General features: G+C 40.9%; 15 protein-coding genes. 7 read left to right on the plus strand and 8 right to left on the minus strand.

The annotated features are described in order from the left end of the window. The first annotated feature begins 141 nt into the window (after positions 1-141). The 3 genes from A5N88_RS18430 to A5N88_RS18440 all read left to right on the plus strand — a co-directional run bounded on the left by A5N88_RS18430 (position 142) and on the right by A5N88_RS18440 (position 2,168). Positions 142-636 (plus strand): NUDIX hydrolase, encoded by a 495-nt coding sequence (locus A5N88_RS18430; RefSeq protein WP_066268679.1) that lies wholly within the window; start codon positions 142-144, stop codon positions 634-636. Positions 637-780: 144 nt separating this feature from the next. Next, the gene (locus tag A5N88_RS18435; protein WP_066268681.1) at positions 781-1,344 is read left to right on the plus strand and encodes an RNA polymerase sigma factor; all 564 of its coding nucleotides are present in this window, start codon (positions 781-783) and stop codon (positions 1,342-1,344) included. Then, positions 1,341-2,168, plus strand: coding sequence for an anti-sigma factor domain-containing protein (locus tag A5N88_RS18440; protein ID WP_066268683.1), 828 nt, complete (start codon positions 1,341-1,343; stop codon positions 2,166-2,168). The genes A5N88_RS18435 and A5N88_RS18440 overlap by 4 nt, the downstream gene beginning before the upstream one ends. 245 nt (positions 2,169-2,413) lie before the next feature. On the opposite strand, the gene A5N88_RS18445 is transcribed toward A5N88_RS18440, so the two are convergent. Further along, positions 2,414-2,731, minus strand: coding sequence for an RNA polymerase sigma factor (locus A5N88_RS18445; RefSeq protein ID WP_066268684.1), 318 nt, complete (start codon positions 2,729-2,731; stop codon positions 2,414-2,416). A 369-nt stretch (positions 2,732-3,100) separates the two neighbouring features. Then, a complete protein-coding gene (locus tag A5N88_RS18450) occupies positions 3,101-3,679 on the minus strand; it encodes a hypothetical protein (RefSeq protein WP_066268685.1) in 579 nt (192 codons plus the stop codon). Between the two features lie 240 nt (positions 3,680-3,919). Here A5N88_RS18450 and A5N88_RS25100 point away from each other — a divergent pair, with 240 nt between their 5' ends. After that, a complete protein-coding gene (locus tag A5N88_RS25100; RefSeq protein ID WP_232317595.1) occupies positions 3,920-4,093 on the plus strand; it encodes a hypothetical protein in 174 nt (57 codons plus the stop codon). Positions 4,094-4,253: 160 nt separating this feature from the next. Here the strand turns inward: A5N88_RS25100 and A5N88_RS18455 are convergent, their stop codons facing one another. Next, positions 4,254-5,303, minus strand: a complete 1,050-nt coding sequence (locus tag A5N88_RS18455; RefSeq protein WP_066268686.1) for an ATP-binding protein — start codon at positions 5,301-5,303, stop codon at positions 4,254-4,256. Between the two features lie 412 nt (positions 5,304-5,715). On the opposite strand from A5N88_RS18455, the gene A5N88_RS18460 reads away from it, so the two are divergent. Next, the gene (locus A5N88_RS18460) at positions 5,716-6,966 is read left to right on the plus strand and encodes an aminopeptidase P family protein (protein ID WP_066268689.1); all 1,251 of its coding nucleotides are present in this window, start codon (positions 5,716-5,718) and stop codon (positions 6,964-6,966) included. A 231-nt stretch (positions 6,967-7,197) separates the two neighbouring features. Next, entirely contained in the window at positions 7,198-8,265 is a 1,068-nt protein-coding gene (locus A5N88_RS18465) for an AI-2E family transporter (protein ID WP_066268690.1), read from the plus strand. A 73-nt stretch (positions 8,266-8,338) separates the two neighbouring features. Here A5N88_RS18465 and A5N88_RS18470 read toward each other — a convergent pair whose 3' ends face one another. The 5 genes from A5N88_RS18470 to A5N88_RS18490 all read right to left on the minus strand — a co-directional run bounded on the left by A5N88_RS18470 (position 8,339) and on the right by A5N88_RS18490 (position 13,497). Then, a complete protein-coding gene (locus A5N88_RS18470; protein ID WP_066268692.1) occupies positions 8,339-9,166 on the minus strand; it encodes an STAS domain-containing protein in 828 nt (275 codons plus the stop codon). Positions 9,167-9,380: 214 nt separating this feature from the next. After that, complete coding sequence (locus A5N88_RS18475; RefSeq protein ID WP_066268694.1) at positions 9,381-10,028, minus strand: YesL family protein; 648 nt, start codon at positions 10,026-10,028, stop codon at positions 9,381-9,383. 179 nt (positions 10,029-10,207) lie between these two features. Continuing rightward, complete coding sequence (locus A5N88_RS18480) at positions 10,208-11,071, minus strand: carbohydrate ABC transporter permease (RefSeq protein ID WP_066270670.1); 864 nt, start codon at positions 11,069-11,071, stop codon at positions 10,208-10,210. Positions 11,072-11,082: 11 nt separating this feature from the next. Next, the gene (locus A5N88_RS18485) at positions 11,083-12,024 is read right to left on the minus strand and encodes a carbohydrate ABC transporter permease (RefSeq protein WP_066268695.1); all 942 of its coding nucleotides are present in this window, start codon (positions 12,022-12,024) and stop codon (positions 11,083-11,085) included. A gap of 180 nt (positions 12,025-12,204) precedes the next feature. After that, entirely contained in the window at positions 12,205-13,497 is a 1,293-nt protein-coding gene (locus A5N88_RS18490) for an ABC transporter substrate-binding protein (protein ID WP_066268696.1), read from the minus strand. Positions 13,498-13,790: 293 nt separating this feature from the next. Here A5N88_RS18490 and A5N88_RS18495 point away from each other — a divergent pair, with 293 nt between their 5' ends. Beyond that, positions 13,791-15,962 carry a glycoside hydrolase family 3 N-terminal domain-containing protein gene (locus A5N88_RS18495; protein WP_066268698.1) on the plus strand — a complete coding sequence of 724 codons (2,172 nt, stop codon included), beginning with the start codon at positions 13,791-13,793 and terminating at the stop codon, positions 15,960-15,962. Positions 15,963-16,012 lie beyond the last annotated feature (50 nt).

Here is a 16,012-nt window from a genome sequence, read left to right on the forward strand (position 1 = left end):
CTTCTTGTTGTTCTGCCGTAAGGTTCTCGCTCTGAAATTTGCCAGCCCTGTTTAACCCAATAAAAAAACTGGCCAATCTCGGAGACTACCAAAATTCAACACTTCTCCACTTTCACTTTATTTTCGGAAAGGAAAGATGATATGCAAATCATTGAAAATTGGAACGGCCATAGAGTCAAGCTGACATGGAAACGGCATTTTCCTTTAAAAGGGAAACCCGTAACGAGTGTTCACGGAGTGTGTTTTTATAAGGAGAATATTCTCCTTGCATACATAAAAGGGAGAGGATTTAATTTTCCCGGCGGCCATGTGGAGAATGGGGAGACACCGGAAGAAGCTTTTCATAGGGAGGCATTTGAGGAGGGATATGTGAAAGGCACGATTCAATATCTCGGCTCTATAGAAGTGAGTCACGATGAGAACCCCTTGTTTGATCCAAACGGAAAATATCCAATGGTGGGCTATCAGGCGTTTTTCCGCATGGATGTGACAGAATGTCTTCCTTTTCGGCGCGAGCTGGAATCAGCTACGCGTGTATGGGTAGAGCCGGAGGAAATTCCCTATGTCATTGATGATCATGCCCTTGCACTAGTCGTACTGGAGGAGGCATTAAAGGATACAAAGGAAATGCCATAAGTTTCGTATCAATAGAAAAAGATGATTTTTTTAAAAAAAGTCATCTTTTTCTTCATTTAAAACGTTAGCTTAGTAGTTCCGTATTCGCATTCAAATTTTTACTTTGTTATGCTTGTAATAAACGTATTTCCTGATGAGGAGAGAATGATGAAACCAAATGATATAGAGCTGTATAACCGTTTGGCGGAGAATGACAGGGAGGCACTTCGCGAGCTGTATGAACGCTATGAAAGGCTCCTGTTTTCCTTCACTTATAAAATGACAGGGCAGGCTGATTTAGCTGAAGAAGTAGTCCAAGAGGTTTTTATCAAGCTTTGGACCAAAAAGGGAATGTACGACTCCAGCAAAGGAAAATTCACCTCCTGGCTGCTGACCATTACCCGAAATGTATGTATAGATCAAATAAGGAAAAAGAAAGAGGATGGCTTCAAGGAAGGGGAAATGGAAACCTTGAAAAGCTCTGAGCCTGCTATTGAGGAGCAGGCAGAATGGAAGGAAAAAACGGCTGTTTTGAAAAGTGCCATCAAGGATTTGGGGAAAGAACAGCAGGATATAATCCAATTGTTTTATTTTCAAGCACTGTCACAAAAAGAGATTGCAGATACCTGCCAAATCCCGCTTGGAACGGTGAAAGGAAGAATTCGGCTGGCATTAAAGCATTTAAGGAAAAAAATTGAAGCAAGAGGAGAAGGGGGTGCAGATGAATGACTGAGAAAAAGGTTTGTGATCTTTTAATTGATTATTTTAATCAGCAATTAGGGGAAAAAGAAAGAAAAGAATTTGAAAACCATCTTTTAACCTGTGAGGAGTGCAGGGAAGAGTTAAAAGAGTTAGAGGCTTTAACAGAGGATTTGCCTTTTACTGTGGATTCGGTTGAACCGCCAATCGGCATGAAGGAGCGCATTTTAGGAAACATTTTATCAGCAGGAAGCGGGAAGCAGCCGTCTGCTCCGGACGAGAAGCAAGCTAGTGTTTTGGGAGACCTGCCTGGTGTGCAGTCTGAGACCTCAGAGAAAGCTGAAGAGCCGCCTGCTGCTTACAGAAAGCTTCAAGACTCCAAGGAGAAAAGGCCAAGAAGATGGATCATGCCAGCCTTAGCCGCTGCTTTGCTTCTTTCATTGGCGGGCAACATGTACCTTTTAACGACGGGAAAAAGCCATGAGGAACATCAAAAGCAAGTGGCAGAAGTGAATCAAATGGATCAAAAAGTGCCGCTTATTCCTGCTGCCAGCCATCAAAACATTGATGCAACGGCCATGATTCTAAACCAAAGCCAAACAAAAGAGCTTGTGGTCCAGGCAAGCAAGCTGCCCGAGGTTAAAGGGAAGCAGGTTTATCAGGTCTGGCTTCTCGAAAAAGGAAAACCTTATCGTGCAGGAACCTTTGTGCCAGATCAAACAGGTGAGGGGGCTGTGACGTTTACTATCCAATATTCGGGTAAACATAAATGGGATACGATTGCCATTACCCTTGAACCTACACCAGAAAGCCAAACGCCAAAGGGAAAAATTATCGTCAGCAATAAGCTTTAGGCCAAAGGCTGTTTTTCAAATAGTTATAAGACTTTTAAATTAAAAGTTGTAAATAGCTTACAAGATTGCCGCCAAGATGGACAACATACGGATGTAGTTATTGTATGAAGGAAGCAATTTATACGTAAACAGACTTCAATAAGACAGATACCGGATATACGCCGGTATCTGTTTTTGTTTAAGGATAAGCAAATAAAATTTCACCCGGCTTGAGTCTTGAGTCTTGCAATGAACAAATGCTTACATTATATACTTCTATTTTCCATTGCAGTTTTCTTTTGATACGAGACAGGAGACATGCAGATAGACTCCTGAAATATTTCATTGGCCAGCTTAACAAGAATTGTAGAGATGTACTTGTCCTGTGAGCTGCGAATAAATTCAGGCGTCTCCCATAAAAAGCGGAAAACGGTAAAAAGAAGATTTTCTGCAAGGGCTGTATCTCCGGTAAGCCGCAGAGCGGTTTTAAATAAAAGGTATTCATACTCCTCATAGCACTTTTTAAAGGAGGCAGTATCCATGTTTTCAATGTAGCCCAAAAATTCCAGTTTACCTACTCTCATTTTAACCTCTACAATAATTAGATTTGATAATGTTCATTTACCATATATTTCACCTACTTAAACAAAAATAGTAAGAATATTTTCACATCCAGCGGGACTAAAGCATCTATTCAGCCATGTGAGATCTGAAACGAAGGTCCAGTGCAGCAAGCACTAAAAAAGGCGGCGGACAAAGAGGTCCACCGCCTTTCCTATGGGCTGTTTACGCAAAGATTGCTGCTTTACGTACAAAGGATTATTCCGTGTGCTATTAACAAGTTTTATTACTGAACATATATTTACAATGATATTTTGTGTTCAATAGCAACGAAGTTTACGAGAAGAGCCTTCCCGTAAAAAGGAGATAATAGAATAATTTCTGGACAATGGCTACTTTCCTTTACCGTATGTTTCGGTCACACCATAGGTATCGGTGGATGTATTGTGATTGAGAGCTTTATCAAGGTCATGTAAAAAACGATGCTCCATGATGATGGCATTTTTATCCTTTGTCTGGATGACAGACAATGCATATTGATTCAGCTTTGTAAAATCATCATTAAGGGCTTTTCCCTTTAATTTGTTGTTTTGAAGAAAATAGTTGGTGTAAACGGCTACCAATCGTGAATCCATATCAGCTTGGCGCCAGTCCATTTCGTTTACCTGTCCCCAGGCGACGATTTGGTTAAAATCTTCATTCAGTACCTTGATAAATGTTTTTGGAGTATACTCGGGATCGTGAAGGCTGAGATATTCAATTTGAGAGGTTGAGAGCTTTTTTATTTCCTGAGAAAGATAAGAACTGAGACTTGCGGCCTCTACAACCTGTGCAGTCCCATTGCTGTTCTTTTGATTGATGGCATTATCCAGGAAGTCCGGAAGGCCGTATGTAAGAGTCCATCCCACTAGTGCACACATAGAAAAAGCTATAATACTAAGAAAAATGGCTAAGCCAGAAAAAAATTTCACCTTTTCTTGCCTCCTTTGTAATGTTCATTATAGAAGCGCCAAGGAATGGTATACGTGATGAAAACATTCTGGAAGATTTTTACCCATTGTTTCTACTTTTTAAACTTTTTAGAATATTAGAGGCTCCTCTTAGAAAAAGAAATACTATTATAACAATAAAAAAAAGACAGCAGAGCTGCCTTTTGAGTTAGTAGTGAAACAAAATTACACGGAAGGTGAGTGTCTGAATCAGCAGGATGATTGGAGCACGCCCCTATAATTCAGTTAGATCCTGAAGTAAGAAATGAATCCAAGCTGATTGAAGTGAAAGGCACGAGACTCCTGCGGGATCAGCGTGTTTACGGAGACCCCGCAGGAGCCTGCGACGAGGAGGCTCCGCAACCGCCCCGCGGAAAGCGAGTGCTTGCAGCGTAAATCAACCAGCAGGATGACTAGAGCACTCTCTCATATCTCAATTAGAGCCTGGAGTAAGAACCGAATCCAAAGTTGATGGAAGCGGAAGCGAGACCCCCGCAGGAACATGCTGTGTAGAGGTATCCTTTTATTGATTTTTATTGCTCCACTCTCGGTAAATTTACGAAAATACTTTTGGCAATAAAATATTCACAACGGTTCCTTCGCCATGCCGGCTTATAATGTCAATGCTCCCCTTATGGGCATCAATAATCTGTTTACAGATCAAAAGACCGAGTCCCGTTCCATTTTCTTTGGTAGTATAAAAAGGCTCAAACAAACGGTTTTGCTTCTCAAGCGGCATACCAGGCCCCTGATCCTTTACCTGAATTAAATAATGCTGGTCATCAATGCTTTTAAGCTTGATCTCGATGCAATTCTTCGTTGACTCACTCGCTTCCATCGCATTTTGCAGAAGGTTGATCAGTACCTGCTTCAGTTGAATTTCATCAAGGAAAGCGGTGATAGAGCACTCAAAGCTTGTAAGAATCCTTATTTTTTTCAGGAGGGACTGGGGTTCCATAAACTGGATGACACTCCTGATCAGCTTGTTTACGTCCACTTTTTTTATGTCTATAATTTCATGAGGCTTTGCCAGTACCATAAATTCGGTAACAATCTGGTTCATGCGCTCAAGCTCATCCAGCATAATGATTAGATACGTCTTTACATCAGGTTGATCTACTCTTTCTTGGATAATCTGAGCAAATCCTTTGATGGAGGTTAATGGATTGCGGATTTCATGCGCAATTCCTGCTGCCAGCTGGCCAATGACCGAAAGCTTATCCATATCCTGTATCTTTCGTTCATTCTTCTTTTCTTCCGTAATATCAATAGCGGTTCCATTTACTTCTACTACCTTAGAATCGACAATGAGGGGGCTTAATGAAGCAATGTAAAAGCAGTCATTAACACTGCCTTCATAATTGACAGTTTTTCCGCTCCAGGCTATTTCATAAAAATGCTGTTTTTGCTTGGCTTGTTCTTCTGGGAGGAACTCAAATAAGGTTTTTCCGATAATGGCAGAAGGTGATATACCTATCCTGTCATGAAAGTCTCCTTCTGTATAGGTATGAATAAAGTGTTCTCCCACCTTAATAAATTTGAATACAAAACCATTTTTGCGGGGAATAAGGTCGCGGTAATTCACTTTGTTTGTACTGGCATCCATTCTATACTACCCTCCGAAAGATTTAGTAACTCTTTTCTTAAATACTGCTTTATCATTGAATTAAATATATATACCTAAACCCAGAGATTAATCTTTTTTGGGGGAATGCTGTGTTAAAAACTTAATGCCCGTACGGGGCTAACCGTAAGACTCTTTTTACTTTGTTGGAGATATAAGCAATTCCTCGGGGAAAAACTGCCTTGAATTGAAAGGCCTTAACAGGTTTTATATAAAAAGCACCTCTGCAAATACCTATGTACAAAGGTCATATGAAAATAGTATGTATAAACTTAATGTACCATTTTCCTAATGAAAGAGGAATCCTTTTTACCCATGATAAAACATTTTAATAGAGAATTGCTTGAAAATTGAATACAATAGAAGGGTATAAAATAATGAATGGAGGCGCGCTATGAAAACGTCTTTTTTTACACATAATCGCAAACGGCTGGCAGAAAAGCTGCCTAATCAGTCCCTAACGATTTTATTTGCAGGGGAAGCACCGGTTTCTTCAGCTGATCAGCTATATGCTTTTGTGCCAAACCGCAACTTCTATTACATAACTGGCATCGACCAGCCAAAGCCTATCATGCTTCTGGCCAAAACAAATAATGCGATAGAGGAGTTCCTTTTTATCGAAAAAGCAGATCCGGTGCTGGAAAAATGGATTGGAAAACGAATGACAAAAGAAGAGGCCCAGGAAGCATCAGGCATTTCCGGCATTCATTTTCTTGAAGACTTTGAAACTCAATTGGCGAAGATTTTGTCCTCAGGAAAGATAGAATCTCTGTATCTTGATTTGGAAAAGCGCGAATGGAACAGTGCCTCTACTCCTGCTCACCAGTTTGCGAGAGAGATTCAAAGCCGTTACCCTTCTGTTGCAATCAGAAATGTATATTCTGAAATTTGTGAAATGAGGATTTTTAAAACAGAGGAAGAAGTGGAGAGAATCAAGGAAGCCATCCGCATTACGCAGGATGGAATTCGTAATTTAATGAGGAATGCAAGGCCTGGCATGACAGAAAATCAATTAGAAGCATATTTTGATTTTACGTTAAAAACCAACGGGGTAAAGCACCATGCCTTTCATACGATTTGCGCAAGCGGACAAAATGGTACGGTTCTTCATTATGAAGATAATGATGCCCTTGTGGAGGACGGAAGCCTTGTCTTATTAGATCTTGGGGCACAATATGAATACTATAATGCAGACATCAGCCATACTTTTCCAGTGAATGGATCCTTCACGGAAAAACAAAAGCTCTATTATAATATCGTTCTGAAGGCACTTAGGGAAACGACTGCCATCATTAAACCCGGCCTGAAATTCACCGCTTTAAATGAGCATACCAAAAAAGTCCTGTCAGAAGGCTTAATAGAGGCTGGACTGATAGAAAAGCCTGAAGAAATCAGCAAGTATTACTACCATGGTGTCAGCCATTACCTTGGCTTGGATACACATGATGTCGGTATTTACAAGGATCGGGTCCTTGAGCCGGGAATGGTGTTGACAGTGGAACCCGGCCTTTACATTGAGGAAGAAGGCATCGGAATTCGAATTGAAGATGATGTCCTTGTAACAGAGGACGGCCATGAAAATCTTTCAGCAGATCTTATTCGTGAAGTGGAAGAGCTGGAGACATTTTTGAAAGAAGAAAGATAAGAAGTTTCACCCAATTTCTATTTCTGCATCAAGAGAAATAGAAATTGGGTGATTTTTTTATCGGCTCTATTGCCCCAAACATCCTGCAAATTAAAGGCTCCTCCAGGGAGAAGCATGGTATTATAAAAGAAAGCAAGTCAAAAAATTTTATTCAAAACACTGGCAAAGGTCTGTTTAATTGATTGGGATCAGTGGAATAACTAGGGAAGGAAGTTAGCAAGGGGTGCAGCCATGTGGATAAATAAACCTTTTTTTAAATATGCAGTGGGAACTATACTCGTCCTGATTATCATTTATTTATTTGGAAAGATTGACTATTTTCTTTGGCCATTTCAAAAACTGATAGCGGCTATATTCTTTCCGATACTGGTGTCAGGAGCACTCTATTATCTACTTCGCCCGCTTGTTAATGGATTATCAAGATACATACCAAAGACGGGAAGCATTCTATTTATTTTTCTTGTGTTCATTGGAGTGGTGTATGCTGCCGTCCAATATGGAAGCACAATTGTCAATCAGCAGATCGTGCAGCTGTCCCAGCACCTTCCGGAGAAGATCAAGCAGCTTTCATCTGAATCCAGCAGCATTATAGGAAGAAATAATGCTAAATTTGTTTCATTAGAGGTCGCAGAACAAAAGCTGACAACCTATTTAAGCAGTTTTTCCATGAAGGCCAGCCAGAACATAGTCGATATTGTTAAGACTGTTGCGGGTATTGCTACTGTTTTTATCATCGTTCCGTTTATATTATTTTATTTTTTAAAGGACGACCATAAATTAAAGCATTATTTATTGAAATTTATCCCTGCCGAACATGAGGAAGAGGGCAGCCAAATATTGCAGGAGGTTGATAAAACCCTTTCTTCCTATACCATTGGCCAGTTTATCATCGCCATTACCGATGGGGCCCTGTTATTTCTCGGCTATCTTATTATTGGACTGGATAATGCATTAATTGTTTCCTTGTTTGCGACATGTATGACAGTAGTGCCGTTTGTTGGGGCACTCATCGGGGTGGTTCCCGCATTGCTTATGGGTTTTATGCAGGGCACTTTTATGCCGATCAAGGTTCTTGTGGTATTGTTGATTGTTCAACAGCTGGAAGGGAATTTAATTAGCCCTCTTATCATGGGGAACAGGCTGAACATCCATCCGCTTACCATTATTTTGATCTTGTTAATCTCAGGTTCTATCTATGGCTTTGTCGGCATTCTCATATCGATTCCGGTATACTCTGTTGTCAAAGTTATCATCAGCAATTTCTTGAGGTTTTACAAGCTTCGCCATTTTCGGAATTGACCATCTGCCTTTTGACGGGCATGATGGGAAAACAAAAAGACGCAGGAAAAGGCCGGAGAATTCCCTCCGGCCTTTAATCTATAATAAATTTTTTCACCGTTTGCTGCAGTGTTCCCTTGGTTTCGGCTTTGTCATTAAAGGAAATACCGAGGTGAATCATCTTCCTGACGAGTTCGGCACGCAGGCCTGTTATGACCGCTTTGCAGCCCATCATATCAATGCCGTCTAATATCTTATGAAAATGGTCAATGACATCTACGTCCATATCTGTAATTCCTGAAAGATCAATAATGATGGTACGAATTTTAAATTTGGAGATATCTGTTAACACCTTTTCTTCTAAGGTTTGCATACGGTACGAATCGATGAAGCCAACCAAAGGCAGTATGGCTGTCGTTTGGCTGATCGGGATAACGGGAACGGAGAGATGTTCAACATTTTTGCGTTGTTTGTTTATTAATTCATCTTTGTAATCTGAATAACTAATAAAAAAAGTATTCAAAAACTGGTCGATGCTGTCGTTAATGGTCTTTTCAAGCTGAAAAAAATCCTCGTGGCTGCTAGGATATTTTTGTTCCTTTTCGAATTGAAAGAGGAAATCCCATATCGTCCTCCTAATCGCCTGTACCCATTCCAGCTTAAATGAAAGAGTGAGTGCATGCTGTGCCCAGGCGATCCCTTCCTGTTTCGCGAATTCAGTCAAATCCTTTTCATTTGTTTGAACAACATACGCCACTAATCTCTCAGCATTTTTTAAGAGATTAATATTCCCTTTCTTTAAAATATCATTAATTTTTTCTGCCACATTAACAGCTTCTGATAATAGCTTTTTTTCAAAAGAAACTTTATTTTTTGTAATAAAATCTATAATTGCCTTTTTATTATCAAAGGTCTTTTCCAAGTTGAAAACTCCTCTCGTGTTTGTATAGTTCAAATCATTATATGTATTTCTTTATTTTTATCGGAATTCCTGCTTTAATCTTATAGTGTTTTTCTGCTGAACGCAAAAAAGGTGAGAAGGGTTTCTTTTCCCTGCCTGGCAGATAGGTTTAGGAAAAAAGCCTAAAAAAGAAAAGGAAAAAACAGCGTGAATGCTTGTTTTTCCCTTCTCTAAACTAAAGGATCATATAAGGCTTCTTTCTAGTGTCTTCCGCTTTTTGCTCGTCAATGGTATGCAGGAAAAGCTTAACCTTTTTATTAAAAAACCAAGCTGTAATATAGGCAGATGTACTAAATGACAGAACCACTAGCAGGAATGAGAAGCGCAAGGATAAAAGCAGCACGGCACCGACCACAATGACATTTAGCAGGGTCATGTGAAGCTTATAAGCTCCTATGGTAAAAGAATCGATGATTAATTGCTTTAAGCTGCTGCTTCGGCTTACCATTACTAAAAAGAGATAGAGCATCGTGATGACAAAAAATATGGCTATAAAGCATAAGCCGGTGAAACATACAGGGTTCAAAACTGTGTTTATGTGGGAAAGCAGGCGGAAATTGATGAGCAAGCCTGCACCGAACGCTGCCATGAACAAACCTGTAAGCAGACTCCTGGTAAAATGTTTTTTAAACATTTCTCTGTACGTTTTAAAGAGGAACTCTTCGTCACCCTGTACCAGCCTTTTTGAAGCCCCGAATAATGCTGCTGCTGCGGAAGGGATTGTCACAATTGGCAGGCAATGCAGCAGGAAAATGATATTTAGGAATGCGAGATAGTATATTTTATTACAGATTCCATAAATCTTTCCGTTAACTGAAAACATCGTTATCACACCCTGTCTTTGAAGGAAATATAGTCTTAGTAAAGCACCTATCGGCTAGCGGATTTCTGCGTCTACTCCCTGCGATAAGTCAACATCAGCTCGTTCCTCGCTGTGTATCCTTTATCTCAGTCGAAGACTACGGAATCCGTACGCCGATGAACAAGGCGCTTTCGCTTTTCTTATTTCAATCCAGTAAAGGCAGAACCGGTTTTAAGGATATGCTTTTGTCCGATAAAATAAAGCAGAACTGATGGAATGGTGAAGATGGTAGCTGAAGCCATCAGAAGCTCCCACTGGGCTCCATGCTCCTGCATGAATCCTTGAAGTCCCACAGAGATGGTCCATAGATTAGGGTTATTCAAGTAGATTAACGGCCCCATAAAATCATTCCAAACGCCTGTGAAAGTAAAAATGGCGATGGTTGTCAGAACAGGCTTTAATAATGGATAGATAATTTGTCCATAGATTCGCAGTTCACCGGCTCCGTCAATTTTGGCAGCTTCCATTAATTCATTCGGAATACCCATCATAAATTGTCTGATTAGAAAAATATTAAATGACCCTCCAAAAAGACTTCCAATGGTTAAAGGCAGGTACGTGTTGATCCAGCCCAGCTTTGAATAAATAATATAAACCGGTATCATTGTCACCTCTGGAGGAAGGATCATCGTGGCGATGATGATTAAAAACAGCGGCTTTTTCCCTTTCCATTGGATTTTTGATATGGAATAGGCAACCAGCGGTGCGGATATTAGATACCCTACAATATTTACAATGCAAAGAAACAAGGTGTTCTTCAGGTACATAAAGAATGGCATTGCTTCAAATGCTCTCTTGAAATTTTCCCAATGAAAGACTTTCGGAAAGAGTTCAGGAGGAAGCTCGAAAATTTCAGTTGGTGATTTCAGGGCTGTCATTACAAGTGAAAAGAAAGGAAATAAAAATAATAATCCAAAAAACACCAATATTATATGAGGCACAATTGTCTTTTTGAATAAACGGCTTACTCTTTTCTTTGGATTCCCTGGCCGTACACTTTGCATATTTTCCACCTTTACTCACCTCCGTAATAAACCCAGCGCATGGAAGATTTTAAAATCAGAATGGTAATGAGCACGACGATAACAAATAGGACCCAGGCAAGAGCGGATGCGTATCCCATATGCAGGTTCTTAAACCCTTCATTATAGACATTCACCGCGTAGAAAAGCATGGATTGATCTGGTCCCCCTGTCGATCCTCCGGTTAAAATAAAGGATTGGGTGAAAATTTGGAATGCACCAATCAATCCCATTATCAATTGAAACAGTGTAACAGGAGAGAGTGCAGGAAGGATGATAGAACGGAAAATCTGCCACTTATTGGCCCCGTCAATCTCTGCAGCTTCATAAAATTCAGCCGGTATCCCTTGAAGTGCAGCCAGATAAATCAAGGCCCCTCCGCCAGAACCGAACAGCCCCATAATAATGAGTGCAGGCTTTGTAAAGTGAGGATCCAGGAGCCATGCAGGGTCAGGAAGTCCCACAGCCTTCAAGGCAAGATCAAGCATTCCATACTGTGGATTTAAAATCCAGCTCCACAAAAGTGAGCCTGCGACAGCCGGTACCACTGTTGGCAGATAATAGACCGTTCGATAGATGGAAATGCCTTTGACCTTCATATTTAACACTAATGCCATCATCAAGCTGGCAAACAAACTGATGGGAACCCCGATGAATGCCATATAAAAGGTGTTGGACATGGACTTATAGAAATTCGGGTCATGGAAAATCTGTTTATAGTTCGAGAATCCTATCCACTTTGGAGGGTTAAATACGTCGTAATCTGTTAGGCTATAATAGAAAGACTGGATAAACGGATAGGCAGTAAAACATAAAAATCCAATAATAAATGGAGAGGCAAACAGAAGACCAATAAGAAATTCTCTATTCTTCTTCTTTTTGACAGCTATTTTTTTGTTCTGCGATATTGGTACAGGTACTATCGATAATTTCATTTGGAAGATTCCTTTCTATTAAATATTATTAAAAGGATTTCGTTGTTTTTGAGCTCATTCTTGTGAAACGACTGTTTCACAAGAATGAGCTCAAAAAAGTTATCAACCCAGACATTAGCAGAGCCTTCTTTTAAAAACTCCTCCTGCCATTTTTATATAACAGGAGGGGCTTCATGAAACTTACTGATTGCTTTGTACCAATGGCTGAATTTTATCTTTTATGCTCTTTAATCCGGCATCTACAGTCGTTTTTCCTCGCAGGATAGCATCATATTCTGTTAAAACTTGCTGCATATACTCAGTCATAAATGGTAATTGCGGATGTACGCTCATTTTTGGTCCTTGCGAGTATTTCAGGAATTCAGTAAAGCCTGGGACTTTTGAAAATGCTGGATCATTTAAGGCGCTCTTTCTAGGAGCCAGATTTCCCAAAGCGATATCAAATTTCATCATTTGTTCTTTTGACGTCAGCCATTTTAAAAATTCCCATGCTTCCTGAGGATGCTTTGCCCCTCTTGGAATATAAAGTGCATTGACATTGACATAACCGGCGTTTTTCGCTTCAGGGTGAGCTGCATCGTATGGGATAGGCGCAGCACCATAATGCAAATTAGGAGCATATTCTTTGATAAAGGTTGTTAACCATTCTCCATCAAAGGTCATGGCTGATTTTCCAGCGAAAAATGGATTTTGTGCGGAAGCATAGTTGCCGAGGCCGGAGCCGTAGCGATCAAGGCTACTGGAGCCGTACTTGTCCCACAGGTCTTTATAAAACTCAACCGTCGCTTTAAAGCCAGGATTATCAGGTGTTACTTCTTTTTTTGCTGGATCCCAAATGCTTCCTCCAAAAGAATACATATACATGGTTGGATCCTGATCAGGCCATAAACCAATTCGGTTTAGATTTCCGTTTTTATCTACAACGCTTAATTTTTCTGCGTCGGCTTTTAACTCCTGCATGGTTTGCGGAGGATTTTTAATTCCCGCTTTTGCTAAAATATCTTTGTTGTAATACAGCATCCACGTATTCATGCCAAGAGGAAGGGCATAGGTTTTTCCATTGTATTGAACTGCTTTCATAGTGGCGGGCAAGAAGTCACTCGTATCATAGTGGTCTTTCTTCATAAAATCATCCAGCGGCGTCATGACGCCTTTGGCGCTCCAGGAAGCTACGTTGTCCTGATTGTATTGACTGGCTAAATCAGGAGGGTTGTTTCCAACGATTGCTGTCATTTGCTTTTGTTCATCGCCTTGGCTTAAGCCGACGACTTCTATTTTATTCTGACTGGCATTAAATTCTTTGATCAGCTGCTGCATGTGGCTGCCTTCTTCACCGACCCACGTGTACCAAAAATTGACTTGCACTTTTTGTCCTGTACTGCCGCTTGCTGAGGAACTGCCGCTGCACCCGCTAAGAATAACCATACAGATCAGAAGCATAACAATTGAGCCATTCAATAATCTTCTTTTCATCCATAAACCCCCTTGATTTTAGTAGATTCATAAGAACTAAATAAGAACTTATGGCATGCATTTTTAGCCATTACTTTTTTCAAAACAGGATCAACCAATCCTTATAGAAACGTTTCTATGAAACTTAGTATAGGGGAGGGTGTAACCGATTGCAATAAGTTTTTTGAACTTTCAGCATTAGGTATAAAGTCTATATTGACGGAATGTTTGAAAGCGTTTATAATCCTTAACCATCAGCCATTGAAACGTTTCTATAAAAAATAATTGCATGAGTTTATTGGAGGAGCAAAAGGATGAAAACGGTGAAAACGAATATACAGTCTATTTTGGAACAAATGACGCTCGACGAAAAAATTTCTCAGTTACTTCAGTTAGCTGCTCCTTTTTTTAATGGATCGAAGGAAAGCGGTCAGATTACCGGTCCAATGGCTGAGATGGGGATCTCAGATGAAGATGTGCGAAACAGTGGATCGGTACTCGGGGCTGCAGGAGCAAAAGAAGTGATTCACATTCAAGAAGCCCATTTAAAGGAGAATCGATTGGGGATTCCGCTGCTATTTATGGCGGATATTATTCACGGGTATAAAACCATCTTTCCTGTGCCGCTCGCTATTGGATGTTCCTGGAATCCTGAACTGGCACAAAAAAGTGCAGAAATTGCAGCAAAGGAAGCAGCTGTTTCAGGCATTCATGTGACTTTTGCTCCTATGGTGGACCTTGTTCGGGATCCGCGCTGGGGAAGGGTAATGGAATCCACTGGGGAGGATCCGTTTTTAAACAGCGTGTTTGCACGAGCTTTTGTCAGGGGGTTTCAAGGAGATGATTTAACTGGCGACAAAGAAAAAGTTGCAGCCTGTGTTAAACATTTTGCAGCATACGGAGCGGCTGAAGGCGGGAGAGACTATAATACCGTTGATATGTCAGAGCGCCAGCTCAGGGAATACTATTTGCCTGCTTATAAAGCCGCGCTGGATGAAGGCTGCCAAATGGTGATGACTGCTTTTAATATTTTGGACGGTATTCCATCAACTGGAAATAAAAAACTCATGCGTGATCTGCTTCGAGAGGAATGGGGATTTGATGGGGTGTTGATTTCGGATTGGGGAGCCGTCAAAGAACTCATTCCGCACGGCACAGCAGCAAATAAAGCGGAGGCAGCTTTAAAAGCCATTACAGCTGGTGTAGATATTGAAATGATGACATCCTGCTATGTACATCATTTGAAAGAACTGGTGGAAAAGGGGAATCTTAATACAGCGTTGATTGACGAGGCCGTTTTGCGTATTCTCCGTTTGAAGGAAACGTTAGGGCTGTTTGACAATCCATACCGGGGAGCGAATGTAAAGCGCGAGAAGGAAGTTATTCGGTGTGAAAGTCATTTGGAGCTTTCTAGGGAGCTTGCTGTGAAGTCATGTGTATTATTAAAAAACGAAGGCGTTCTGCCGCTGAAGCCAGATCAAAAAATTGCGCTAATTGGTCCGTTTGCACAAAGCGGAGATTTATTGGGAGCATGGTCATGGTTGGGGTCGAAAGAAGATACAGTTCAGCTGTATGATGGCTTAAAAGAAAGAGCTCCCCATTCTCACATATCGGTCTCTCAAGGCTGTGACATCGAAACGGGAACAGAGGAGCAGCGAAATGCTGCCTTCAAGGCAGCGGGTGAAGTAGATATTATTGTGCTTGCCCTGGGGGAATCCTCCAATATGAGCGGTGAAGCGAGCTGCCGGTCAGACATCCGTTTGCCTCAGGTGCAGCTCGACTTAATTGCTAAGCTAAAGGAATTAAATAAACCGATGGTGACAGTGTTATTTAATGGCAGACCGCTTGATCTTCATGGGGTGGCGGATGAAACAGATGCAGTATTGGAAGCCTGGTACCCTGGATCAGAAGGCGGGAGGGCAGTTGCCGATCTGTTATATGGAGAGGCTGTGCCAACAGGGCGTTTATCCATGTCCTTCCCGTATTCTGCAGGCCAGATCCCTGTTTATTACAATCAATTTAATACGGGGCGACCTAAAGATGCACCAGATGCTCAGGAATATTATGTGTCACGGTATTTGGATATTCCGAATGAACCCCTTTTTCCATTTGGATTTGGTTTAAGCTACACAAGTTTTTCTTATAGTGATGCAAAATTATCTGCAGCCCATATGACGCTGGAAACACCATTTAAAGTTTCTGTATGTGTAACAAACACAGGAGAAATCCCGGGAGAGGAAATTGTCCAGCTGTATGTGAGGGATATTACAGGGGAGGTTGTCCGTCCTTTAAAAGAGCTGAAGGCTTTTCAACATGTTTTCCTCCAGGCGGGCGAAACGAAGGAAGTAACCTTTACCTTAACTGAAGAGCAGCTCCGCTATCATCATGCAGATTTAGCGTATAAAAGCGATGCCGGAAGCTTTGCCGTTTATGTCGGTCCAAACAGCCGGGACGCGGTTGAAATGATATTCAATTTAGAGAAATAAAGAAGGCTGAAAATCCCTTTCTACTAGGAACGTTGTATAATAAAAAAGAA

Source organism: Heyndrickxia acidicola (genome assembly GCF_001636425.1).
GTDB classification, from domain to species: Bacteria; Bacillota; Bacilli; order Bacillales; family Bacillaceae_C; genus Bacillus_AE; species Bacillus_AE acidicola.